The 24,535-nt window shown below is 45.3% G+C and carries 17 protein-coding genes; 14 read left to right on the top strand and 3 right to left on the bottom strand.

Going from position 1 to position 24,535, the window contains the following annotated elements; genetic code table 11:
* Positions 1 to 50: 50 nt before the first annotated feature.
* Positions 51 to 1,178 (bottom strand): hypothetical protein, encoded by a 1,128-nt coding sequence (locus AAFP14_RS08495; RefSeq protein WP_341731850.1) that lies wholly within the window; start codon positions 1,176 to 1,178, stop codon positions 51 to 53.
* Positions 1,179 to 1,243: 65 nt separating this feature from the next.
* On the opposite strand from AAFP14_RS08495, the gene AAFP14_RS08490 reads away from it, so the two are divergent.
* Together AAFP14_RS08490 and AAFP14_RS08485 are read left to right on the top strand one after the other, a co-directional pair.
* On the top strand, positions 1,244 to 1,417 hold the full coding sequence (locus tag AAFP14_RS08490) for a hypothetical protein (RefSeq protein WP_341731849.1): 174 nt from the start codon (positions 1,244 to 1,246) through the stop codon (positions 1,415 to 1,417).
* Positions 1,418 to 1,419: 2 nt separating this feature from the next.
* Entirely contained in the window at positions 1,420 to 2,043 is a 624-nt protein-coding gene (locus AAFP14_RS08485) for a siphovirus Gp157 family protein (RefSeq protein ID WP_333449847.1), read from the top strand.
* Between the two features lie 235 nt (positions 2,044 to 2,278).
* On the opposite strand, the gene AAFP14_RS08480 is transcribed toward AAFP14_RS08485, so the two are convergent.
* On the bottom strand, positions 2,279 to 2,503 hold the full coding sequence (locus AAFP14_RS08480; RefSeq protein ID WP_341731848.1) for a hypothetical protein: 225 nt from the start codon (positions 2,501 to 2,503) through the stop codon (positions 2,279 to 2,281).
* A gap of 189 nt (positions 2,504 to 2,692) precedes the next feature.
* On the opposite strand from AAFP14_RS08480, the gene AAFP14_RS08475 reads away from it, so the two are divergent.
* The 3 genes from AAFP14_RS08475 (at position 2,693) to AAFP14_RS08465 (ending at position 9,837) form a co-directional block, all read left to right on the top strand.
* A complete protein-coding gene (locus AAFP14_RS08475; protein WP_341731847.1) occupies positions 2,693 to 6,265 on the top strand; it encodes a hypothetical protein in 3,573 nt (1,190 codons plus the stop codon).
* Between the two features lie 415 nt (positions 6,266 to 6,680).
* Entirely contained in the window at positions 6,681 to 9,086 is a 2,406-nt protein-coding gene (locus AAFP14_RS08470) for a hypothetical protein (RefSeq protein WP_341731846.1), read from the top strand.
* Positions 9,087 to 9,222: 136 nt separating this feature from the next.
* Positions 9,223 to 9,837, top strand: coding sequence for a hypothetical protein (locus AAFP14_RS08465; protein ID WP_341731845.1), 615 nt, complete (start codon positions 9,223 to 9,225; stop codon positions 9,835 to 9,837).
* Positions 9,838 to 9,906: 69 nt separating this feature from the next.
* On the opposite strand, the gene AAFP14_RS08460 is transcribed toward AAFP14_RS08465, so the two are convergent.
* Positions 9,907 to 10,098, bottom strand: coding sequence for a four helix bundle protein (locus tag AAFP14_RS08460; protein WP_341731844.1), 192 nt, complete (start codon positions 10,096 to 10,098; stop codon positions 9,907 to 9,909).
* A 108-nt stretch (positions 10,099 to 10,206) separates the two neighbouring features.
* On the opposite strand from AAFP14_RS08460, the gene AAFP14_RS08455 reads away from it, so the two are divergent.
* The 9 genes from AAFP14_RS08455 (at position 10,207) to AAFP14_RS08415 (ending at position 24,324) form a co-directional block, all read left to right on the top strand.
* Positions 10,207 to 13,410 carry a hypothetical protein gene (locus AAFP14_RS08455; protein WP_341731843.1) on the top strand — a complete coding sequence of 1,068 codons (3,204 nt, stop codon included), beginning with the start codon at positions 10,207 to 10,209 and terminating at the stop codon, positions 13,408 to 13,410.
* Between the two features lie 14 nt (positions 13,411 to 13,424).
* Entirely contained in the window at positions 13,425 to 14,420 is a 996-nt protein-coding gene (locus tag AAFP14_RS08450; protein ID WP_341731842.1) for a hypothetical protein, read from the top strand.
* A gap of 23 nt (positions 14,421 to 14,443) precedes the next feature.
* The gene (locus tag AAFP14_RS08445; protein ID WP_341731841.1) at positions 14,444 to 15,529 is read left to right on the top strand and encodes a hypothetical protein; all 1,086 of its coding nucleotides are present in this window, start codon (positions 14,444 to 14,446) and stop codon (positions 15,527 to 15,529) included.
* A gap of 57 nt (positions 15,530 to 15,586) precedes the next feature.
* A complete protein-coding gene (locus AAFP14_RS08440; protein WP_333417971.1) occupies positions 15,587 to 16,300 on the top strand; it encodes a hypothetical protein in 714 nt (237 codons plus the stop codon).
* A gap of 195 nt (positions 16,301 to 16,495) precedes the next feature.
* Positions 16,496 to 18,511: a hypothetical protein gene (locus AAFP14_RS08435; RefSeq protein WP_341731840.1), complete on the top strand. Its 2,016-nt coding sequence runs from the start codon at positions 16,496 to 16,498 to the stop codon at positions 18,509 to 18,511.
* 106 nt (positions 18,512 to 18,617) lie between these two features.
* Positions 18,618 to 19,367, top strand: a complete 750-nt coding sequence (locus AAFP14_RS08430; RefSeq protein WP_341731839.1) for a hypothetical protein — start codon at positions 18,618 to 18,620, stop codon at positions 19,365 to 19,367.
* A gap of 629 nt (positions 19,368 to 19,996) precedes the next feature.
* The gene (locus AAFP14_RS08425) at positions 19,997 to 22,339 is read left to right on the top strand and encodes an ATP-binding protein (RefSeq protein ID WP_341731838.1); all 2,343 of its coding nucleotides are present in this window, start codon (positions 19,997 to 19,999) and stop codon (positions 22,337 to 22,339) included.
* A gap of 291 nt (positions 22,340 to 22,630) precedes the next feature.
* Complete coding sequence (locus AAFP14_RS08420; RefSeq protein ID WP_341731837.1) at positions 22,631 to 23,386, top strand: ParA family protein; 756 nt, start codon at positions 22,631 to 22,633, stop codon at positions 23,384 to 23,386.
* Entirely contained in the window at positions 23,383 to 24,324 is a 942-nt protein-coding gene (locus AAFP14_RS08415) for a ParB/RepB/Spo0J family partition protein (RefSeq protein ID WP_341731836.1), read from the top strand. The genes AAFP14_RS08420 and AAFP14_RS08415 overlap by 4 nt, the downstream gene beginning before the upstream one ends.
* The last annotated feature ends 211 nt before the right edge of the window (positions 24,325 to 24,535 follow it).

Raw genomic sequence — 24,535 nt, 5'->3', positions numbered from 1 at the left:
AAAAATAAACATTTATTGCCGGCAATAACTCGGATATTGCGTGCAATAAATCAAAACTTTGAAAGCCGATCGCAAGCAGAAGCGACACCAAATCCAGGTAAATAAGTAAGGCGATAGTTGCTTTTAGCCATAGCCCTTGCCTCTCTTGTTGTCCAAGGTTTGACGCTCAGCAAATCGGGTTGAGTTTCCAGTTGCCTTAAATAAGAGCGATCGCCCGTTACAAAGGCGATCGCCTGAGCCAGGAACTTGCAACAGCTCAAAGGAGCCTGAACCACCTGCTTTTCAGTAAACCTAACCACAATCCAATTCCACTCTAAGAATAATTGATTGCGGCGCATATCGCTGTCAGCATCGCAGCAGTGAGTGGGCTTCTTAGATTTGCCAGCATAAGGTTCATCAATCTCGACATCAATTCCGAGTCCAGATGGAGTGTGAATTACAGTAAAATCTGCTGAATAGCTCCTCTGAGATGACGGAATTTTAAACTCTGCTGCTTGGACAACTTCCTCGAAATATCGCTGCAAATATTGCAAAAAGCGCTCTTCGCTCACTCCTTGCTGAGCTTGAGATATGCCATTAGAATTAACCCGAAGTGACATCAAATCCTTGAGCGATCGATTTCTGGAATCTAACTCAATTTTTGCGGTTTTTAAAACAGTCTGCACCCCTTCTTTTTCTAGCTTAAAACTAGAAAATTCCTGCTGTTTGTTGGATAACGTCTCTTGTTGGAATAATCTTTTTTGTTGGGATAATATCTCTTGTTGGGATAATATCTCTTGTTGGGATAATATCTCTTGTTGTTTGTACTCAAGAACTTGGTGCTTATACCTAGATAGCAGTTTTTGACGGCAGCCAAACACATAACTATAAGCAGCCGCAATTAAACATGAATAAGCAGCTACTACCAACAGCATTTCCCACCACAGCCAACCCCAAGAAATAGCTAATAGCGGAAGTGCGATCGCACCATAGAGCCAAAACACCCAAATTAACCACAGCAACTTGACAGGTAACACCACAGGTGGTTGAGGCGGAGTCAGCAAAACAACAGGTTGCTCGCATTGTTGAGTTTCTTGAAGTTGGGATGAGGTGGCACAACTAGAAGTTGCCTCTGGCAAAGGATATTGATGGCAGAACTGCATTACCACTTTTGGGTAAAAAACTATAGGATAATTCATATCTTTAAATACTCCTTTTTTTAAGAGCGCGGTCGCGCTATTTTTAAGAAATTTTTTTGAATTGTATGCAAAAAATTACCCAGTCAAACTCACAAAATTTAACTCATTCTCAACCAGGTAGCAAGATTCAAAAGGACAAACAAATCTCTCTTAAATCCGACGCAGCAACAATGGCTGCGCTTACTCAACTCGAAGAACGCCGCGATTATTATCACACCTGCATCAACGGAGGATACTAAGCATGAATTTAGCCACAGCAACGCTTGCTCAAAGTTCAATAACTGCGGCTCAACTTTGGCATCAACTAGAGTCAGCAGAAAGCTCAGAAGAAATTGACCAACTGCTGCAATCCCTTTGGCAAACCCAAGAAACCCAGGAACTTGCTGTTGATGCCCATGCCGACTTAGCCGACCAAATTGATGCCGAAATTGCAGGAATTACAGCCAGGATGCAGTATTTGATAGAACTGCATTCAAAAGCTCTCAACAAACTCCAGGGGTGGAGAGAGCGCTTAGACAAAACCGTGCTCTACTTCAACGAGTGCGGCGTGTTAACTTCCGAAATTATTGGCAAACACCGTCGCATTACTGTTAAGGAAAATCCGCCTACCTGTGAAGTTTTGATTGACCCATCTCAACTACCAGAACCCTATCGTCGAGTCGAAACCAAAACCGTAATTTCTGCCGACAAAAAGGCGATTTCAGACGCTTGGAAACAAGGAATGCCTGTAGATGGCACTAGGGTTTTCCGCAAGCGTAAAGTGGTCTACAGCTTGCTTCCAGGTAACAATTTGCACTCTCTTCAAGCCAACCAGACGCTTGAGAGTCGTTCTTCGGATAAAACGCAGTCCAAAAAACGGCGTTAGCCATCTTTTCAGGTGTCAGGAATGCCTTGATTTGCCACCTAAATTATTAGACATATCCGAATTAGATACCTCCGAATTATACCATTTCTGAAAAGTCATGCAATAGTAGCAACAGTAAGTTGATTTCGTGAAATAAACCCAACGATGCAGATTTGAGCAAGATTTTTTAGAAATGGTATTAGAATGTAAATCGCTTGTTTTGTAAGAGCGACAACTTAATTTGGGTCGGTATTTCTTACAAATCAATCCAGTATTGAGGGTTTTCAACTTGTTCTTCGGTGACGTTGAATAAGTTTGACGCTCTACCTTTAATAACCTCGTTAGCATCGAGGTTCAAACCTCCGAATTGCTGAGTGTTTTCACCTTCTCCTAAAGCAACGCGAGCAAGTGCATCGCTATCGCTATCAGAGAAATAATCCCGTTGGCTTTCCATAGCCGTAGTTGTGCGAACTACTTTCACTTTTTTTCTCCACATTGGGATTGTCATTCTGATTGTAACACGCTACTTCTTTCTTCTAAACCCCTCCAATTGGAGGGGGTGAATATCACTCAGTAGCAGGAATTTGTGAAGGAACAACCTTGTCAAAATCTGGACTATTACTGTGCGTAAGTCCTAAAAATGTAAAAACTAGGATTCAGGAGCTAATCAATGAGCAGAAGAAAACTTACTCCAGAATATCGCTCCACAGAATGGGTAGCTGGGGAAGGACTAAAAATCCCAGTCTTTGATATGTCCTTGGCTGACGGTAGAGCAAAAGGGCGGTACCAAGCTGAATCAGAAGTGCTGCGTAACTCCCTGCTTGAACTGCTTTTTGAACCTGAAGAATTAGCATCCCTAACCATCGTTAAACCTGACCAAAATGATAGCAGATTCGACCCTCTCAAAAACATCGACTTCGGAGATGGCATGGGCAGAAGAGTTGCTTTCAGCTCAGGCAAAAATGTGTATTTTGCAGACAAAGAACTCTCAACCAAACTGTTGAGCGTATTCAAAACTCAACCCGACCACGCCTGTCGCTACGGCTCACTGCTAGTTAGCAGTTGCAACCAAGGAGCCAAATTGTTAGATAGCTCCCAAGAAGGCGAAACCTTGCGACTCAAAATTGTGGATTCTCAAAGCGATGACCAGAGTGAAAAAGCGAAAGCTCATAAGTGGCAAACCGGAGACTGTCACGGTAAAATTTCACCGGCACTAGCCCAACAATTAGGAGGAAATTATAACCGACCTTTTCAATTCAGATTTGCCTGGATGCAGGAATGGGGACAAGAAGACTACCACACTCCAGAAATTAGCTTTCTTGCCAAAGGAACGCTGTTGCCTGATGCTAATTTAACCTCGGACTTGGGTTATGATATCATTATGGATCGCTCCTCTATCAAAGGAGTTGCTAAAGAGCAATTAGCTGAACTTATCCCCTGTGGTGACTACGAATTTCCCAAAGCTATACTGGGAAATCGAGGCAACGCCAAAGTAACTGAATACGAAAATTCCTGGCAATTTTCGATTTGGTATTCCGAAGCAGCTATTGGGGCTGACATCGCCACACCGACTAAAGTTGAAGCCCAAAAGCTAGCTGACTTGCAAAATAACCGGCTGCAACTTGCCAAATACTTAGTAGAGCAACACGACAAAAAAGCTGCTTTTCAATCTAGCCTTCACGAAGACAGCAGCGGATTAGAAGACGAAACCGATGAAAAAGCCCAACGCAACGAATCCCGGCTAATTTCAATTTTGAGGAACGACAAACTCGGTCAACTCCTCGACTTTCCCAAAGTCGTCGATTTCATGCAAGAACAACTGGCTAAAAAGTGGAAAGACTTAGCAATTAAGGGAGCAATTCATCACGGTTCAGCAATGGCTCAACCTTGTGAAAACCTCCAACCCGGTACAATTGTTGCGCCTCACTTGCGACACGGCACAGAAGTTATCGTTACCCGATACCCAATTGTCAGTAAAGATAACATCCGTCGCTACACAGTAGACAACAAAAGCCATCCTGAATTAACGCAGTACAAAGGGTGCGTTTTCATTCGCTCTGACCAAGCCATGCAGCACCACCAGTGCGATTTTGACGGCGACCAACTGGTAGTTACGCCTGCTTCTCGGATGCCGAATATTGCCTCTGAAACCAGGCACGCTAATCAAGAGAATGAGTACGATGCAGTTGAGAAGCGAGAGAAAGTTGACTACACTAAAGCTACCGATAGTGATGGCGATCGCAAGTATACCAAATTGCGGCAAATTGCCGTAGCGATCGCCCAAAATAAAATCGGCTGGGTGGCTACCTTAATCGGGAGAGTGCAATCATCAGCAGCAGAACCGGGACAGCCAGAAAGTTTATTCAATCAACAGAAGCGGCAGCTTCTTGGAAAGCTATTTGATGCCCTGCAAATTGAAGTGGACAGTCCCAAAAGTGCTACTCGCACCGAAGACCACCACCCCACCCTGCTGTCCAAGGCTAAGCAGTGGTCAGAACAGCACCCAAGCTACTTATTTGACTACAAAGACGACCCCAGGCTTTACAAAACGGTGCCATTACCTATAGGAGACGGCACCGCTATCAATTGCATCGCTAAGGAGGCTGTTAATCCAGAGTGGGAACCGACTCGTCTAAAAAGCCGCCACCGCGACGAGTTTCGCTACCTGTTCGAGTCTCCTTCTGACTTAGATGAGCGAGAAAAATGGGAGAAACATTATGTCAGGTGGGCGCAAGATATTAAGGAACGCTATCGAGAAAGGATGGGTGAAATTCACTTGGAGTGCGGCGGCGATTCTAAGGCAATTAAAGAAGCAGTCAGCAAGTTATACGAGAGCTTAAGAGCCGATGTGACCGAAGCTTGGACTGACCCTGAAGAACGGTTTTTAGCTGCTAGTGCGATGTGGCACGTCGAAACCGCAAATCCCAACTTAGAAGTTCCTCGCAAAGCTTGTAAGGAACTTTCTCGCCAACTGCTGATTGAATTCAACCTTGAACCTGAGTACGAGCGACTGCACGAAGCAATGCCAAAAGACACTTACGTTCTGAGCGTCCCTTTCGAGGAATTTGAACTCGACGGCAGCAATAAGACTGTCAGGGATAAGAAGCGACAGCCAGTTGGCAAAGACTTAGCTGGACATTGGAAAGAATTGTTAGACAGCAAAGGCATTAAATATGAAGCAACTTTGCATCCGAGCCTGCCAATGGTCAATTTTGCCTTAATTGAACCCAGCGACAAACTGGTGGGAATTCTTGAGAAGAAGTTTTGCGAAAATGTCAACGACATCGACAGTTTAGACTTAACTTACCGCGATGGTCTTGGTCGCACCAAAGATGTCAGTTCACGTATTGTAGCTCCTGCTGATTATACTTGGCTTGAGTCCCAAAACCAAACACCTAAAGCAGCATTGGTTCTCAATTTGTTTACGGATGAAATTTGCCAGCAATTGCAAACCTTTCAGTTTGACAGAGCTGAACTGATTGGGCAGAAGTACAATGACTTGAAAGATGTTGACTTTAGCAGTCCCAAATGGAGGCAGAAAACATTGACTTTTGAGGTGGGTTCTGTTAGCGGTAGCGGTTCGAGGCGCGACGGCAGCCCTATTGTCCTTCTTGACGGACAAGAGCTAGCCATGTTCTCTGCTAATTCACCTAAATTGCCGATCGGCACTACCTTTGAGGCCACTATTGAACCCTCGCCTAAAGGCAGCGCTCTGATCTTAAACATCAACCCTAGCTCTGTGCAACTAATTGAATCAGTTGAGGAACTTTCAGAAGTCGCGCCAACTCCTTGTCAAGGGCGATCGCTATCCGTACCGGCAACTCCTTGTCAAGAGCGATCGCCATCCGTATCGCCAACTCCTTGTCAAGAGAGATCGCCATCCGTATCGCCAACCCCTACTCAAAAGCGATCGCCGTCTCAACCCCAAGACATTGCTGCCAGCCCCGCCCACCTCTCACAATTGCTGAAAGATGCCATTTGTGAAGCATATAACCAAACTGGAGAAACTACAATTCCTGTGGGAAATTGGACAGCTTTTATTAGCAAATCTCGCAACAATGTTAGGTGTTTAGTCAGAGATGAAGCTGATAATCCAGTCTTAGCTGCTGACTTGAAAACAGGTCAAGTTATTAAGAAGCTTTCGGAAAATAGCAGCGCTCACTTTCTCAAATATCTCTTAAAAGTCGATGCTGAATTAGCTTCGGAATCTTCAAAGTTTAGAGTTGCCGACGCACAACTTTAACGTAATTCCGGAAGTTATATTATGTCCGCTAACTAGACCGTAATTGCAATTCTATTACTTTGCTGTGGCGAATTTACAAATACCTGCTCATGCAAATCATAGAAAAAGCGCAAACCTTTTCAATGCGTGTTGCCTAAATGTGTTTTGCTTGTCGAAGGTGAAAGTCGAATGACGCAAGAAAAGACACATTCGACTTTCACCTCCCTTGAGGACATTTGTACAACACACATTGAAGCCTGTGGTTTTATAGGTGTTTTGACGGACATGATATGACACTTCTTTTGCTCCCGCTTAACCTTCCCCCTCCGATTGGAGGGGGTCACTTTAATTCCCCAAAACCGCTCTTTCGAGTGAAGTCACTAGCCACACTGCTCGAATTTCATGGGAAATATCCACTCACCCCGCCACAAAGATTATGCCCACAAAAACAGCATCCCGAAGCCGAAGCCAGGGAAATTACATCACCCCTAACACAGCCGAGGGCAAGAAAATCCTCAACTACCTAAGAAATCGCTGCGAGAAAGCTTTAGATTACTGCCTGGAAAATGGACTCACCAGCGTAGAAGATTTTGCCGATGCAATTGAAGAACTAACAGAAGCAGACGGCAAACCTGGCATTAGCGTGGAGGTCAAGCACAACGGACTCGTCCTCAGTTTGAGCGATCGACCTGAGTACGGCTCTACCACAGGAAAATACATGATGGAACACTTGGGAGAGCCAGACGACAACCGATTTACTAAAACAGGAATTGAAGCATTACTCGATTCGCCTCGAACTAAAACAAGGTCTAAAAAAGACGATTTACTAGATGAATTGGATGATGAGCAACCCTCCCTCAAGTCTAAATCTAAAGTTGCAACTAAGTCTAAAAAAGACGATGTACTAGATGAATTAGAGGATGAGCAACCCTCGCGTCGATCGAAATTTCAAACGGCAAACAAGTCTAAAAAAAACGATTTGCTAGATGACTTAGAAGATGATGAACCATCGCACAGATCGAAATCTAAAGCCAATATCAAATCGAAAAAAGATGAAATAGAAAATTCGGATGACGACGAGCCATCACCCAACTCTCAAACCAAAAGAAGACCCCGAAAAGATGACGTAGAGGAGTTGGAGTCGGAAGAACCACTGCTTAAATCTAAAGCCTTAAGCCGCTCTCCGAGAGATGAGCTAAGTGAGTTAGATGAGTTTGAAGTCAAAAAACCTCAACCTAAAGCTAAGCCTCAAACTAAAAGCCACCTTCAAAACTCTGAGCGAGAAGATTTGGAAGAAGAAGAATTATCAGCTAAATCCCAAGCCAAAAGAAAACTTCAGACAGATGAAGCGGTAGAAGTTGCTGAATCCTTAGCAGTCACACCTTCCAAAACCAGAACTAGCCAACAGCGACCTCAAGGCAAAAAATCAAACGACCAGAACATCGATAGTATCCTCGATGCTGCTGTACAAGTCAGTGGTAGAACAGCCATTTCTGGAAGTGAGGTAGAAGGTACAACTGTCAGCGGCATGAGTGCTCAAGTTGCGGTTCTCGCTACTCTGATTGGCAAAAAAGCAGCTTCTCAAATTATAGAAGCTGCTCTTGGAGCTGGAAAAGAGCGCCAAGTTGCCGATATTGTCAAAAGGCTCAAAGCTCAAAGCCAGCGAGCTGACTTGCTCTCCCAGCGGGTTACCAACTTGGTTGAAACGGATTCAGTTGCAGATGCAATGGTCGAATCCGAAGCTTTACCCATAGCTGAACCGGAGCCAGAACCGGAACAAAACATCTTACCTGAACCGGATGCCGAATTTGTCTCAACACCCGCTATGCTCTTAGCTAAAGCTGTTAGCAAAGTCCACGGAAAAGTTGATAAAATTTCCGGTCGTGTGACAGACAACAATTCTGAAAAGACGGCTTCTATTAAAATTGACACAGAGGCGAGTTTTGAAGAACAACTCGTACAAATAAATGAAGCACTCAACCGACTTGAAAAGCGACTCGATACCCTAGAAGAGCGAATAGAAGCTTTAGAGAACAAACTTTCTCTTCAAAGCGAGACAGGCGTTCAAGCTGCGGATACAAAAGTAGAACCGCCCGACAGCTCGACTCCATCTCTCAGCGACCAATTCGTACAAAACGCAACAGAAATAGATGAAAAAATTTCATTAGAATCAACAATCCCAGCTAGCAACAGCGCTAGCGCTACTGCTAAAAAAATCACTGTGACAGCCCAAAATCTTACTCAGGATGCCCAACTTGCAGCAACACTGGCAAAAATTTACAGCCTAGCTGAAGAAGAAGCAAATGCGGAAGGCATTGCATTAGAAGACGGCGTAGATTTTGGACAAGCCAAACTTTATGTAACAAATTTTGACTTCTCTACCGCTGTCAGCTTAAAAACTAAGGAAGGCGAGGAACTGTTTTCAGCAGTACAGGATAAAACTGGAGAATGGGAAGTTACAAACGACTTCCTGAAACCTGAAGAAAAAGAAGAACTCGACCGCTTAAAGATTTTTCAACAAGCTCTCAACCAAGAGCGGCTAGCTGAAATGGTAAAGAGAAGCAATCAAGATGAAGTCAGCTTTACCGATTCCCAAGGCTCGCGCCTCGACTTTGAAGTCGAATTCAGCGATAAATCCAAGTCGAAGGGTACTGTCAAAGGCTTTAACTCTCACAGCGAGATAGTTTTTGAGGCTAGCCTCCAAAAAGGTAATCTTGAGGTACTTCTGTGCGACATTCCACCAGAAGTAGTTGAAAATCTCCTCTCCCAACAGCAACTTGCTCCAAACCAGAACTCCAACAAGCAGGAAGCGAGAAAAACTGAGGTGGAAATGGAAATTTGAAATAATTTTTTTCACTTGTACCCTCCATTTGGAGGGGGTCACTCTCACTGTATAGAATCACCTTTTTTGGCGATTTTGCAGGGATTAGATGCAACTTAAATTAGCATTAAAGCACTAAATTAATCGAGATAGTGACATGGCTACTTACTTAGACCAAACAAGAAATGAACGAAACCGCAACTCATTATCACGCTGGTTAAAACAACAGAAAATCAAACTGGGCGACCTTCCATTCCTCGGCATTTGCCTAGCCTCGCTCATCTACTTCAGCATTCACGACCCGCTCTTAATTGCGACTTTAGGCTGCTCCAGCATTGTGTTTTTGAGTTTATGGCACACCGCTAAAGCAATCCCAATTGTAGAGCGATATATCGGCTGCAAAATTCGCTTTTGGCACATTACCACTGCCATCATCACCTCTACTGCACTCTGCTCCGTACTCGATTCCCCCGCCAACGCCATCTTCCTCTCCGGCTTAGAAGAATTTATGAAAGAGCTAGCAGAAGGAGCCTCTTCAGCGGGAGGCGAAGCCATTGATGCCGAGGTCATCGAACTGATTTTTAACCTCATTCGCGGAGCATTTCTTTTATTAGTAGCATCCGCGTCTCTTTTTGCTTACAACCAAGCGCAACAAGGCAATGACTGGCGACCAATTGTCACCCAAGTCGCCTTAGCTTTTGCCATTGTAATTGCCATTGATGTAATAACTTTCCTCTTCGTTGGCAATGGCGGTGGCGGAGGTGGAGCTTAGGGAAGAGGGAGAGAGGGGGAGAGTGGGAGAGGGGGAGAAGTTTGAAAACTTGCAACAACCCGATAAAAACTAGAGGGCTTCAACATCTAACATATACTCACCCAGTTGAACAGAACGCGAAGACCGACGAATTTGATCGGTCAATGAATATCGTTCCTCAACAGGAAACTTTTTAGAGAGTTCAAAAATCTGCATAGCCACATCTAATGCAAGTTGATACACTTCTAAATTTCGGTGGGATTGAATTGGTTTTCTGTTCATTTCAAACTCTAATTTCTTAACTCCACTTTCTATTATCCCCTCTCCCAATCACCCCCTCTCCCAATCACCCCCTCTCCCTCTCCCCCACTCTCCCCCTCCCCTATTACCATGCTTAAAGACCCAGATAAAGACTTTATTTCCGTCAATAAAATTCTTGGCAAACAAGCCAGCATCGGCATTATTCCAGCGGAACAGCTAATTCCGTGGATGCTAATCACCGTAATTTCCTACATCCTCACCAACGGCTTATTCAGTTTAGGAATGCCTTGGTTTTTCACCACTACTTTCTGGCTAATTGTAAGCTGGTGGCTCCTGACAGGTAACAAACCTCACCTTTTTGTAGACAGGTTTAGACCTCCGCCGGGGAATGAGTGGTACAACGGCAATCTTTTATACCTTTCTCCCCTTCCCCAACACCGACCAAACCCGATTCGCCACCGAATCAGCGATTCACAAGTCCGAGTCAAACTTAAACCCAAACTTGCTCCCAATCAACAAGGAGGTAACAGCCGACTTATGCCCTTCCAAAACTACCAAAACCTCCTGTGTTTAGTCACTATTAAAAAGGATGGTCGAGAAGTTTCTGGTTACTTACTGAATGAAGGCAGTCAATACCAAATTGTATTCGGATTCGAGACGGCTGGCTTTCACAACATTCTGTACCGCCAGGAAGTAAACAACGCAGCTACCGCCTTAGAAGAGGGGCTAAAAGACATTCCCCCAGGCGAAAAAATGACCTTTCACACCGGCTGCTACAGCAGCGATTGCGTTCGCCAGCAACAGTTAACTGAATTGGCTGACAACTGTCACCTCAAACCCATTTCTGTACTCGTTCGTAACGAACAGAAACGCATTCAAGAACTCAACTTAGCAGGCACCAGACAACTGTGGAACCAAACTATTTTCTGCACTTGGACATTCAACGCTCAATCTGGCTCCAAATCCAACGACCCTCTGAGTAAATTCATCAATGGAATTGTCAACACAGCCAACAGCGTTGCTGCACAATTTACAGGCAACCAACGCATCTACTCTGAACGCTTTTACAAACAACTGCTGCTCGACGCTTTCGAGCAAGGCTATATCCGGTGGGAACTCTTGCTAAACACCAAAATCGGACTGGAAATTCAACCCATGAATGCCCAAGCATTGTGGGGATGGCTGTGGCAAAAATTTAACAGCGCACCCGTACCCCCTATTCCCCAACTTCTCACCTTAAAAGAAACCGCGTCGGACTACAAACTAACCGAAACCATCAACAGTCACAAACACGCCTGCACCATTTTAATTGAAGGTATGAGCGGCCGTTCGAGCTGCCCGGAACACAGAAAAGCTAGCTCACGCATTTTGCTTCCCGGCAGAAACGCAGAATGCGGCGTGCTAACAATGGAAGAGGGCCCCGGCGGCTGGCTCAATACTAGAGAGCAACTGCAATGGCTCTGGAAAATTATGAGTAACAGCTACGTCCGCGACACTGAAGCCGTTGTCGAAATTAGCGCCGCTCCCAACTTTATTATTCAAGACAACTTAGCAAGGCAAGCTAAACAATCTAAAACTGCCAAAAAACGCGCTTTAGAAAAAGGTCAAGGTCGCGATGTAGGAGCAGAAGTCAAACAGGAAGAATCCTTTGAAGCCCAGAAAAAAATGTACAAAGGTGCAAGAGCAATTCACGCTGCTGTCACCTTCTTAGTCTACCGACCAACCCCGGAGCAACTAACACACGCTTGCCAAATGCTCTCCCACAGCTTCGGCTCTGCCAAGGTATTAAGAGAGCGCAACATTGCTTGGCAACTGTGGCTAGAAACTTTGCCCATTACTGTAAGCTGGCTGTTGCACAGCAGTTCGCTAATTAACGAACGCCGCCTCACCTTAGACACCGAAACTGTCCCCGGTATTTTGCCCTTAACTGCTGTTAGAGATATCGACTCAAAAGGAGTTGAATTCATCACCAAAAGCGGCAAACCCGTGTACGTTGACCTCATGCACAACCAAACCAGCCGCGCCGTTATAACAGGTGAATCCGGTTGCGGTAAAAGCGTTGTAGGATGGCGATTTGCGGTCGATGCTTTAGCCGCTAATATTCCAGTAGTCGGTATGGACATCTCAGCAGGAAGCGGCAGCACCTTTGAGACAGCAGTGAAACTGTTAGGCGACGACGGTGCGTACTACGACATCACCTCTGGTAGCTCAAATCTACTCGAAATACCCGATTTGAGGCGTTTTGACAGAGAAGAGCGATCGCGCCGACTAGACCAATGGAGAGAGTTTATCAGAAAAGCGCTAACTATTATCAGCATGGGCAAAGTTCACGACCCAAAACTAGCGCAGCGAGTCGATGCCATTTTGCTGCTAACTCTGAAAAAATTTCTGGAAGATCCAGAAATTATCGAGCGCTACAATACGGCTTTTGAAAAAGGCTGGAAATCGACCGCTTGGCAAGAAATGCCAACCCTCACAAACCTCCTGAAATTCTGCACAAAAGAGCAACTAAACCTACAAAACTTTACCGACTTCGACCGCATTGCCATCAACCAAATTATCACTCAATGCAACGCATTACTAGCCTCACCTTTAGGGAAAGCAATTGGCAGACCGAGTACATTTTCACCCGAACCCGCTGTTAAGTTTTTTGCCCTTAGCGGTCTGGGCAACGAACAAGACCAGTATTTAATGGCCATTAACGCCCACGCTGCTTGCATCCGTAACGCACTTTCTCACCCTAAAAGCCTATTTATCGGAGACGAACTTTCGATTTTGTTTAAGAAAGACGGATTTGCTGAAGTAGTAGGCGAACTCTGTGCAGTGGGTAGAAAAAATGGCATTTCAGTGCTCTTGCTAGCCCAAGATATCGACAGTATTTGCGATTGTAGTGCGGGAACTATGATTATGCAAAACATGGTGTATCGAATTACCGGAAGATTGACATCAAACGGAGCCACTTCTTGGATCAAAAATTTGGGATATCCGGGTGAAATTATTAGCCAGAATGCCACAGAAGCTTTCCTTCCCAGAGCTGCCGACCTTTATTCCAATTGGCTAATTGAAAAAGGAGGTCGTTTCTGGCAAAGCCGATACTATCCAGGCGAAATGATATTAGCCAGTGTGGCTAACAATCAAGCTGAATTGATGGCTCGTGCGCGAGTTATGGCTCAATATCCCAATACGTTAAAAGGGCAATTGCTAGCACTCAAACAATTTGCCTCTGAATATGTACAAGCCGTTAAAGAAGGGCGTTCATTAACCAATATTGGCAAGAATGCAGTCACTGATATCAATGGACACAAATCCCCTCAAGACCTTATTGCTAGCTAGACGGAGAAAAGCCGATGAAATCACCGAAATTTCTTGTCAAACTTGCCCTCAGTATTCCTGCAATTTGGCTGAGCTTAATACTAAATTCTGTTGAAGCAAAAGCTCAAACCTATGACAGCAATCCGACTGCAACACAGCTTCCCAGTTTAAACAATCCATCGGGCAGCACTTTCAACCGCTCCAGCTTCACAGTTCCCAATCAACAAATAGAAAGCCAAATCCAACAATCAGCTAATAACTTCTTGAGTAACCCGAAAGAAATAGGAGGTATAGAAAACACAATTAACGGCATAACAGGCGAAATTTCCGATACCATCTCCACCATCTCCGACAGCATCTCAGGCATCTGGGACAATTTGTTAAATAAAGTCGAAAAATTCAGCAGTGAAATAGAGTCAACCCTCTCTTCATTCCTGGGAGAACTGAAAGTTCCAGACCTAAAAGAAGCAGTTAAAAGCATAATGGACGGCAACACCTCCGAAAGTGAAGGGACAAAACTATCCGCTGCTTTAGAGAAGAGACCGCAAGATTCTTACAGCCTCAAAGAGAACATCGCAGAACTCGCAGAAAGAGAAAGTGCTGTTAGTGAAGCCAATAAAGCCACTCTCAGTAAAGAAGCTCAACAAAAGCAAGCTCAGATGAAAGAAATTGTCCAACAAAACGTAGAGAAAACTAATCGCGAAAGCCAAAATTCAATGGAATTGGGTGCTGATTCAGAAGGTCAAGATGTCACACAGAACATTATGAGAAACATATCTCAACAAAGTGCGATCGCAGCTAAGCAAGCAGCCTTATTAGCAGAAAATCAAAGTGCCTTAGTCATGCAGGGCCAGCAAGCTCAAATCGATCGCAGTTTTGCCAACATTCTCAATGCTCAACAAGCTGAAGAACTCAACGAAATTAACACAGCCCAGAGACGGCAGGATGCTGCGGCGGCTACCGCTTCTTCTACTCAAGCCGGACTCTTTCAAATGCCGGGAGGCATCACCCTGGGGGCAAGCGAAGACTAAAATCACAACAAGGAGACACCGCGATGCTAATACAATTTATTGCCCAAACTAGCACAGCAGGACAAGCCCTGGACACTCTTTCTGATGCCATAGAAGTCTCTCAAAAAACCATCGAATCCTGGAATTTAGTTTGGTTTAACACCTTCAACACTCAAGAATCCTCTCTCTGGATTGCTTTAGTTAAGCTCGGACTAATTCTGGCGGGAATATCTGTTACTTACCTCGCTGTCACCAGTGGCAAAGAAATCATCGAAAAACAGTCTTGGTCAGAGCTAGTAGCCATGTTTATCTGGCCGCTTGTGATTGTAGTATTTCTCAGTAACAACGGTAAAGTCTTAGCTGAGAGCATCAAATTCATCAAAGCTGTAGGCAGCACTCAAGTGCAAGAAATTATGAAGATTCAAGTCGGAGAAATGACCTTCAGAACTGCCCTGAGCGACGTTAACCTTACCAGTGCTGGCAAAGAAGAGATTGAAAAACTCTACAGCGAATGTCAGGGCAAAGTTGGATCAGCTTTAGTGGAATGTTGGAACAGCAAAAAACAGCCAGCTCAACAAATCCTTCAGGCAGCCGAACAGCAAAATGGAGGGCCTCTCAAAAGCTTGCAGCGATTTGTCGAAAACTTAGGCAATGTTGCCAATCTTCAGGATATAGGAAATGGCGATTTTGCAGGACAAGTTTTTAGGTCTACTGTCTTGCCCATCATTCGCTTAATTCTTAGATCGGTACAGTGGGCATTTGTCAACATTTTAGAAGCAGCATTGTTGCTAACAGCTCTATTCGGACCTCTGGCAATGGGCTTGTCACTATTGCCACTGCAAGGAAAACCAATCTGGGCTTGGCTAATAGGATTTATGTCCTTATTTGGAGTCCAATTAGGCTACAACATCGTCGTTGGCTTAGTCGCTGTAGTGATTGTCAAATCCGATGCAGAGTTAGTTACAGATATTGCCTTTTTATTCTTTTTAGCTGTGTTTTCTCCCATTCTTGCTGTATTAATTGCCAAGGGTGGAGGAACCGCTTTGTATAGTGCGATCGCTAATAGCACTAAACAGCTTACAGACATTGCCAGTAACGCGATTGGTCTTGTTGCCGGAAAACTCCTTTAGGACTGAATTCGTCCACCAAAATTTGTTCAAATTCACCACTACTCAACATTAGAATTTATGAATGTCAAACTTAAGCAATCTCAACCCTTACTTCCCGAATCTAAAAACACCTTAGCCTTGTGTTTTATCCTGCTAACCAGCTTTGTTTTTTTACTAACAATTGCTGTTTTAGTTAACACAGTTAGTTTGAGAGCTTTATCTCAAAAAAAAGTTACATTTGTTCAGCTCAAAGACGGAACCGCAGCCCGAATTGCAGAACAAGATGAGTTTTACAGAGAGCCTAAAACTATCCAAACTTTCGTGTCAAGTTGGGTGAATTTAACCTGGGCTTGGTCAGGCAAAATACCCGGCACAAATGACCCCGACCCCGGCATTAAAGTTAAAGGCAGTACGAAAGTTCCTACAACTGCTTGGATGGGTTCATTGATGATGGAGTCAGAGTTTGGCAAAGCTTCCCTTGTCGAACTTGCCCAACTCGTTCCTAACACCATCTATTCAGGAAAAACCCGCTCTGGAGTCTATATCTCTCACATTTCAGAACCCAGAGAAATAAAAAGAGGAGTTTGGGAAATAGATGTAATTGCTACTCGCGTAGTGCTAGAGCAAGGCATTGGAGAAAGCCGAGAACAGTTTAATCGAACCTTCACCATCAAAGCCGTAGAAATTCCCAAATCCCCTCTCCAAGAAAACGCTAATGAATTAGAGAAAACTATTCACTCTTTGAGAGCAGCCGGATTAGAAATTTCCCGAATTGTTGAATTTAAACCTTAGAGGGGGAAGGGGAAGGAGTACCGCCCCTACAGAAACCGATTTGTTTGTATTTCACTTACCTGACAAGTGCTGTATATGAACTTCAAGCGGTTGTATTTAACAACAAAGAAGTCGTGATTTTCTGCTCTTTCCCACTCACAGAAAAGCCAATCATTTGTTAATTAACCATCGTAATAAGCAACAACCGAGGTAGCCATGAGTAATAGACAAGAATCTTCAAACAATTCTCATCCAACAAAGTTGACAGCAGCAGAATTTGAGCAAAAGAATTCACTCCCTCTTGATAGCGAAAGTATCCTTAATAACGATAGTAGCAAGATGTCAGAAGATAACTTTTCCCCTTCCCCTTCCCCCTCGCAAGATGATATTGACGAGAACTTCATTGCTAACTTTGACCCCAATGCACCCCTAACATTGGAAACTCAATATCAACTTGCTCAAGATGAGGAAAGACCACTGCCGCCGCCTGTTTCCGAAAGAGGCGTTCCTAGAGCAGTGACAATGCTGCTATTGACTGGTGGAATACTATTGCTAGGACTGCTGATTTGGCAATTTATCAAGCCTAAATCACCTCGCGAACCTATCGCACAATCAACACCAAAAGAAAGCTCTTCTCCCACCATTAAAGATGAAAAACCGGAATTGCTGGCTAAATTAGCTTACCAAGACCAACAAAAACTGTTAGCCGAAAAACCGCAAAAAACCGCAAAACCCAAAACAGAACCGTCGCCCAAACCGTCAAGAGCCCCGCGAACTCCGCGAACTCCGCGTCTAGTCGCTACCCGGAGCTCCGCACCGCCACCTACTCCTCTACGCGAACCCCTACCCCCACCCAGAACAGTAGTGCGGACGGTAACACTACCCGCACCCATACCTCAAAGAGTACCCTCAAGAACACCTGCACCGGGCCCCATACTCAAACCGTTAATACCCCCACCTTTAATTCCAACTCCAACAGAAGAAAAAATCGATCCGTTTGAGCGGTGGAACCAACTCGCCCAACTCGGACAAACCAGGGGAAATTTTGACCCTAACCGAATAGCGAATGCCGTGAGTGCAACACCAAGCACTCCAGCGACAACAAGTGCTACCGCCCCCGCTAGTACGAACCCAACTCCAACAAGTGAATTCCTAACAGTCAATATCGGCAACCAAAAGTCGCAACCCTCATACGTTTCTTTCGAGCAAATCCCACAAGAATTTTATAACCGCCCAAATAACGCCACCGGGGAAAGGCTACACCCGGAGTTTCCCGCAGGAGAGGACAGCCTCGAAACCACCGACAACTCCCAAAACTCGACTAACCAATTAACTCCGGCTGCCCTTTCCCCCCAAACAAGTTCCGATTCTACCGATAGCCCAATCGAGACTGCGGCTCGACTGAGCGCTCGCCGAACGTCCTTGCCTGATACAGAATTTCAAACCCTTTCCCCAGAAACTGCTCCAGAGGCTTCTGCTTTAACAAATTCCCCAACTCTGGAACAAGTAAACTCCCCAGGGGCAAAAGGCATTCTCAACCGCACGCCCCAAAGTTCCTCAACCTCCCAAACAGCTCAGGTTTCCCTTGGAACCACAGCATCCGGCGTAGTTTCGGTTCCCCTGCTGTGGGATGAAGGCTCAGGCAAACAGCTTTACGACAAATTTGCCGTCACTCTCACAGCCGACGTAACGGCAACTGACGGCTCTATTGCTTTTCCTCCGGGCACGGTTGTCATTGCCAAAGCCAGCACCGTCAGCAAAACCAATCGCATGGTACAAGCTACTGCTGTGGCGCTCGTCTACTCTGATAGAAACGGTCAGATTAAACAGCAGCCCATTCCAGAAGGCGCAATTTTGATTGCAGGAGAGGGTGGAGGGCCGCTCATTGCTTCAGGCTACTTCGACCCAGGTTCCGATATTGCCGGACAAGATATCCTCACCGCAGTGCTGTCGGGAGTTGGACGAGTCGGTCAAGTGTTCGCAGAGCCTAAAGTCAGGAGCTCTAGCAGTATTAGCGGTGGGTTTGGAAGCAGTACAACCACCGTTGAAAGTCGAGAGCCCCAAATTTGGTCCGCCGTCCTCGATGGCTTCTTCAGCCCCCTGGCAAAACGGATGGAAAGCCGCTCAGATAGAGCAACTGAAGAACTTTTAAACCGCCCCAATGTAGCTGTGGTTAATAAAGGAACCCCGGTTTCTATTACTGTTAACAGCTTTCTCAACATTTACCGATAACGGAGCCGTCGGTAAACTGTTAAGTCGCCCCAACGCGACTGCGATTAGTAAAGAAAATCCCCGTTTCTACTGTCAACAATTTTCTCAGCATCAACCGATAACTGCCATGACGAATCGCATCCAATCTCCAATAATGCTTTCCCTCGGAGGGCTTTTGTTCACAGCAGTGTTCGCCGCTGCAAGCTACCGCGACTGTGCTTTTGCTCAATCCCCAGTAACAGGCTATCAAACTGTGGGTCGAGATATTGCCGTCAATAGTGCGATCGATATTTTAGTCTATCCCGGTCGCGCAAGTGCGATCGACTTCAGCTCAACCGATGAAGCTCTCGCCTACATTTTAATTGCCGACCCCTCAAAAATAGTTTTCAGCACCGATGCACAGTTGGCAAGCGGCCAAGCCAAAACTGTTTTCTTGCGTCCCATTCAAGCGCTCAATTTTCCGGGAGCTACCACAGCTACCATCACTAACCTTTCAATCAAAACTGTAGATTCAAAAGGGAAACAGCGACTTTACAACTTCAACATCGTTCCTACCAACAAAGAACCAGAACACTTAGGAATTCGCATCGCTCCCGTCACCCCAAGAATGTCGCCGACTGTGAACGTTGATAGAGGTCGCGCCCCCGCAGCATCAGATGTTGAAAAAGGATTGCTGATTGCCATTCAAAAAGGCTACACAGCAGCCAGCGACCCAGTAGTCTACAGCGTGCGACAATTTTTAGCTCTGGTAAGAAATCAGAATCTATCGGCGGCCGATGCTGCTGCACGAGCCGGAGTAGACTTGTCTGTGATTGTCGAGCTAGCCAAAATAGCTTTTGAATCAAACTACCGCTCACACATACCTACTCATATCTAACCAATATTAGACAGAGTTAGGCAAGTCCATTCGTTCCGGGGTCAACCACAGAGCGGGATAAAGGGCAATCCATCAATTTAAAATCTCAAACCTCAAATCTCAACTTGTTCCAATTACCCATTACCAGTCAAGAGCGGCTTTAAGTACGCAACTTGGGTTAGTTGAGATGCAAATCCTCTCCTCAATACTGCCAAGCTGAGTCAGGCGGGAGCCAGTGTCGCTAACCGCTCGCTCTGAGAACTTATGGCTTTTGACTGATTTTGATTGGTTTGAAGCTGCGCTATTAATAATAGCAATTAGTCAAACAGCATAATGAAAGTGAGCAGGGATAGTGAGTGAGGATGGGAGAACTTTTCTACTTCCTACTCAACGCGAAGCTGAGTTATCAGTTTTGAATAGACATCTTAAATAGATATTTTTTGAACGGTTCGGCAGTAATACTTTCTCGGAAGAACGTTTTTTTCCTCATTCCCACTCCCTTTTTTTAACCAATGTTCCGCCCAAAAAGCTCAGTTCAAAAAAAGTCTGCCCTCCCGCTGCGCGTTGTCCTTACAGTCCCCAACGCTCTTTTGATTTCAACCTTACTAGCTCTAACGGGATGGCTTTCTTTTCAAACAGGGCGGCAGACAATGAATGACTTAGTTGCACAGCTATTGTCCGAAGCAACGAGCCGCATATCTGACCGCCTTGACAGCTACTTAAAAGAAGGGGTTGGGGTTGGGAAAGGAGAAGGGACTTATAAAAAAATGCAAACTGGTTCGGTAAACCAACTTCCCCCAAGTCAAACAGCCGGAGTCACAATCAAACCAAATGGGAAAAGAAATGGGTCAGACTCTCCAAAAACAATATTCCGTCAACAAAAAACAAATCCTGCTTTTCCCACCCCAACCTCAACATTCAACTTGCACGATTTCCACATCAGCCCTAACTGTCAAGCCTTTATCTTAGACCGTTCGGGACATTTAGTTGCTCGGAACGAGGTAACTGAACCAAAACCGTCTATTTCTGTTGACGGACTGCAGCGAGAAAGCACCCAAGCTCTGCAACAAAAAGTAATCCGGCTTTCAACAGAGTATTTGCTTAAACATTATGGCAGCCTCGCTGCTATTAACAGCAGCCAAAATCTTAACTTTACTGCCAGCAACTCACTATACTTACTGCAAGTCAGACCTTTTAAAAACCCGAAAGGCTTAAATTGGCTGATTGTGGCAGTTGTACCCGAAACCGACTTCACCCAAAAAGTTCAGGCCAACACCCGCAACACTATTTGGCTCGTCCTAGTGGCTTTGGTTCTTTCTATCTGCCTTTTGCTGTCCATTTCCCTAAGAATAGAACAGCGGCTGCTGCGGTTAATAAAGGCAACAGAGGCGATAGCTGGTGGCGACTTCGACTCAACAGTTTCAGGTAGCGGCGTTGCCGAACTCGAAGCCCTAGCCTGTGCTTTCGAGCGCATGAATTGCCAGTTAAAGACATCTCGCCAGCGGTTAAAAGAATATTCTGGCGATTTAAAGCGGCAAGTTGCACAGAAAACAAAGGAACTAAAACAAGCTAAAATTGCAGCCGAAAGTGCTAATCGCGCTAAAAGTACCTTTCTGGCTAATATGAGCCACGAATTGAGAACGCCTCTCAATGCGATTATCGGCTTTGCTCACCTCCTTGTGCACTCTAAAAAAACTGCACCGGAACAGCAGTCGAGTTTAGATATTATCAATCGCAGTGGCGAGCATTTGTTGAAACTAATCAACGATATTTTGTCGCTGTCTAAGATTGAAGCTGGTCAAATTACCCTCGAATCAAATGCTTTTGACCTGTACAGTTTGCTCAATGATATAGAAGGGATGTTCCAACTCAAAACTCAATCTAAAGGATTGCAACTTGTTTTTGAACGCAGTTCAGATGTACCGCAATACGTCCGAACTGATGAAAGCAAGCTGCGTCAAGTTTTGATTAATCTGTTGGATAATGCTGTTAAATTTACTGAGGCGGGTAGGGTGAAGCTGACTGTAAAATGCCTTCAGTCTATGGCTAAAAAACCTTTACCCAAATTCTTTCTCCAATTCTCTGTGAAGGATACAGGTCCAGGCATTGCGCCTGATGAGGTTAGCCGTTTGTTTAAGCCGTTCGTGCAAACTGAAGCTGGCAGGAAATCGCAAACGGGAACCGGCTTGGGATTGCCAATCAGTAACTCTTTCGTCAAGCTGATGGGTGGCGAGATTAAGGTCAAAAGTTCTGTGGGGAAAGGAACGGTTTTTAGTTTTTACATTAAAGTCAGTCATGCAACTGAGAGCGAAATTTATGACAGACAGCCACAAAAACGAGTCAAGGGGTTGGCATCCAACCAACAAATATATCGCATTCTGGTAGCAGACGATGAGTCGGCAAATCGTTTGCTGCTAACTCAGATATTGAAGTCGGCTGGTTTTGTTGTGTGGTTTGCAAATAACGGAATTGAGGCTGTTAAGTTGTGGCGAAAGTACAAGCCGGATTTAATTTGGATGGATTTGAGGATGCCTGTTCTGGACGGCTTTCAAGCTGCTCAAAAAATTCGAGCTCTGCCTGACGGTTCTAATACTAAGATTATTGCTTTGAGCGCTAATGCTTTTGTTAAAACCCAGGAACTCGCCATGTCGAAAGGCTTCGATGACTTTGTTGCCAAACCGTTCCGAGAGGCAGTAATTTTTGAGAAGATGGCGCTTCATTTGGGTGTTCGCTATATCTATGAAGAGGAGTCGCCGAGGAAGTCCGAACAGGATGAGCCTGTTATGCAACTGACTCCTGAGTCGCTGTCTGTGTTGCCGAGGGAGTCGATTGAGAAGCTTTATAAAGCAGCCGCTTGTGGAGACGAGCAAGCGGTAAGGCTATTGATTGAGCGAATTCCGCTGTCGCAGAAGCAAATTGCTGCGGCTCTGACTAAATTAGTTGACAATATGAGCTTAGATATTATCAGCGATTTGAGTCAACACTACCTTTGAATGAATCCCACCCAAATCCAAGTTATGGCTATGGGCTACGCTCAACATCGGGAGCATCCCGATTTTGCAAAAACACCGCTGATATCCCTCGAAAGCCCTATACTGCCGTTGTCTTTTGAGACAACTTGCTTGCATCGGGATGCTCCCCTCAACATCTCTGTTCAATGCTAACTGCGATCGCAGTTAGTTATCAGACGCGGTTCTCAAAGTTCTTTCAAAGATTAGCCTACAATAAGCCGCAGTCCACTAATATTGTTTAATCAACACGTTTCAGAGCGTGCTTAAAAATAAATGAGCAAAATTATTGCGCTGTTCAACCAGTCAGGCGGCGTCTCCAAAACCAGTTTGACAATGAATTTAGGCTACCATTTAGCCAAGCGGAAGCAAAAAGTCTTGTTAGTAGATATGGACCCCCAAGCCTCACTTACCGCCTTCATGGGCTTGGAGCCATCTGAGTTACAGGAGACTGTCTACGAGTCCATTATGAACGGTTCTGAAGCGGTGCTCTGCAAAAACCTTCACAACATGGACTTGCTCCCTTCCAATATTAATTTGAGCGGAGCAGAGCTGGAACTGGTAGTGGCTGATATGAGAGATAGCCGGCTCAAAGAAGTCATTGACCCCCTGAGCTCGCACTATGACTTCATATTGATAGACTGCCCTCCTTCGCTAGGCATCCTATCCTATATCAGTCTAGTTGCCTCCACTCACGTCTTAATTCCGATTCAGACTGAATATAAAGCTCTCAAAGGAACCGAATTGCTGTTGCAAACCATTGCTCGCGTCAGGAAACGCGCTAATCGGAAATTGCAGATTGCAGGAGTGATTCCGACGCTGTACGATACCCGTACTGTACAGGCCTTTCAAAGTTTGCAGTCAATTACTACTTCTTTGGAGAAGATTGGTGCGATTTACCCCGCCGTCCCTCGGACTGTGGCTTTTGCCGATGCGTCACAGCAACACGTACCTCTGGCCGTGTACAATCCAAAACATCCAGCCGTCGCCGTACTCGATACTATTGCACAAGGACTCTTAGCTCTGCGATGAATCAAAAGCGCGACAATCAGCCTTATCAAATCAAAGGGGTTGAGGCTCTATTAGGAACCAGCGACAGTGCAGATGCCGCATCCGAATTTGTCTCAATACACAAAATTGTCTTGCCCCAGCAGCAGCCACGCCGCTATTTCGAGCCGACAGCTATGCAAGAACTGGTGGAGTCAGTCAAGCAGCTAGGGATTCTGCAACCGCTCCTGGTACGCCCCATAGATGGCAACAAGTACGAATTGGTAGCGGGAGAACGGCGCTATCGAGCCGCGTCGTCGTTAGGCTTGACTGAAGTTCCTGTTGTGATTCGGGAACTGACAGACACAGAGGCTCTGCAAATTGCACTGCTGGAGAACTTGCAGCGGGAAGATTTGAATGCGATTGAGGAAACCGAGGGGATTCTGCAATTGCTGGCAATGAAATTGAACTCTACCTCCTCGTCAGTTATTGCTTTGCTCGGAGCGGCCGCGCACCCGGAACGCGGAGCTGTGGATAACGTTATCCACAGCTCGGACTGGCAAATAGTAATCGATATATTTGCACTCGTCGGGAAGTACACTCCAGAGAGTTTCCGAACCAATCGCCTCCCCTTGCTGAATCTGCCAGATGATGTGATTGGAGCGCTGCGGAAAGGACGGATTGAGTATACCAAAGCCAGAGCGATTGCCCGAGTTAAGGATAGCTCGGAGCGCTCCCAATTACTAGAGGAGGCGATCGATCTCGACCTCTCTTTGACCCAAATCAAACAGCGCATTGCCGATTTAAAAGCCCAAAATACAGGGGAGGCTACTGCACAGGATCGATCGCTTAAAAGTCGCGTAGATGCAGCTTTGCAGCGAGTGAAAAAGTCCAAGGTTTGGGATGATCCCAAAAAGCAAAAGAAACTAGAGAAGCTGTTAGCTGAACTGGAAGCATTGGTGGGTGAGGGATTGGAAAATTGAAGCTGATTTTAAAGTAAAGCTACATGAACTACCTACACTGTGCTTTGCGGGTACAATGTAGGCTTCTGTTGTTTTAGGAAAACTTCAAAAACGCTCTAAATTCCTTGGGCTGAACACGCCTTTGAGGCGGTTTTTATGGGTTTAAAGCGAACGACCTCAAAAAAGAGCTTTTGGAGGCGTAAGGTTGCTGCAATCCGATCGACCGATCCAG

It is taken from the genome of Microcoleus sp. EPA2, assembly GCA_020882975.1.
Lineage (GTDB): Bacteria > Cyanobacteriota > Cyanobacteriia > Cyanobacteriales > Microcoleaceae > Microcoleus.
This window is presented reverse-complemented; position numbering and strand designations above follow the sequence as displayed.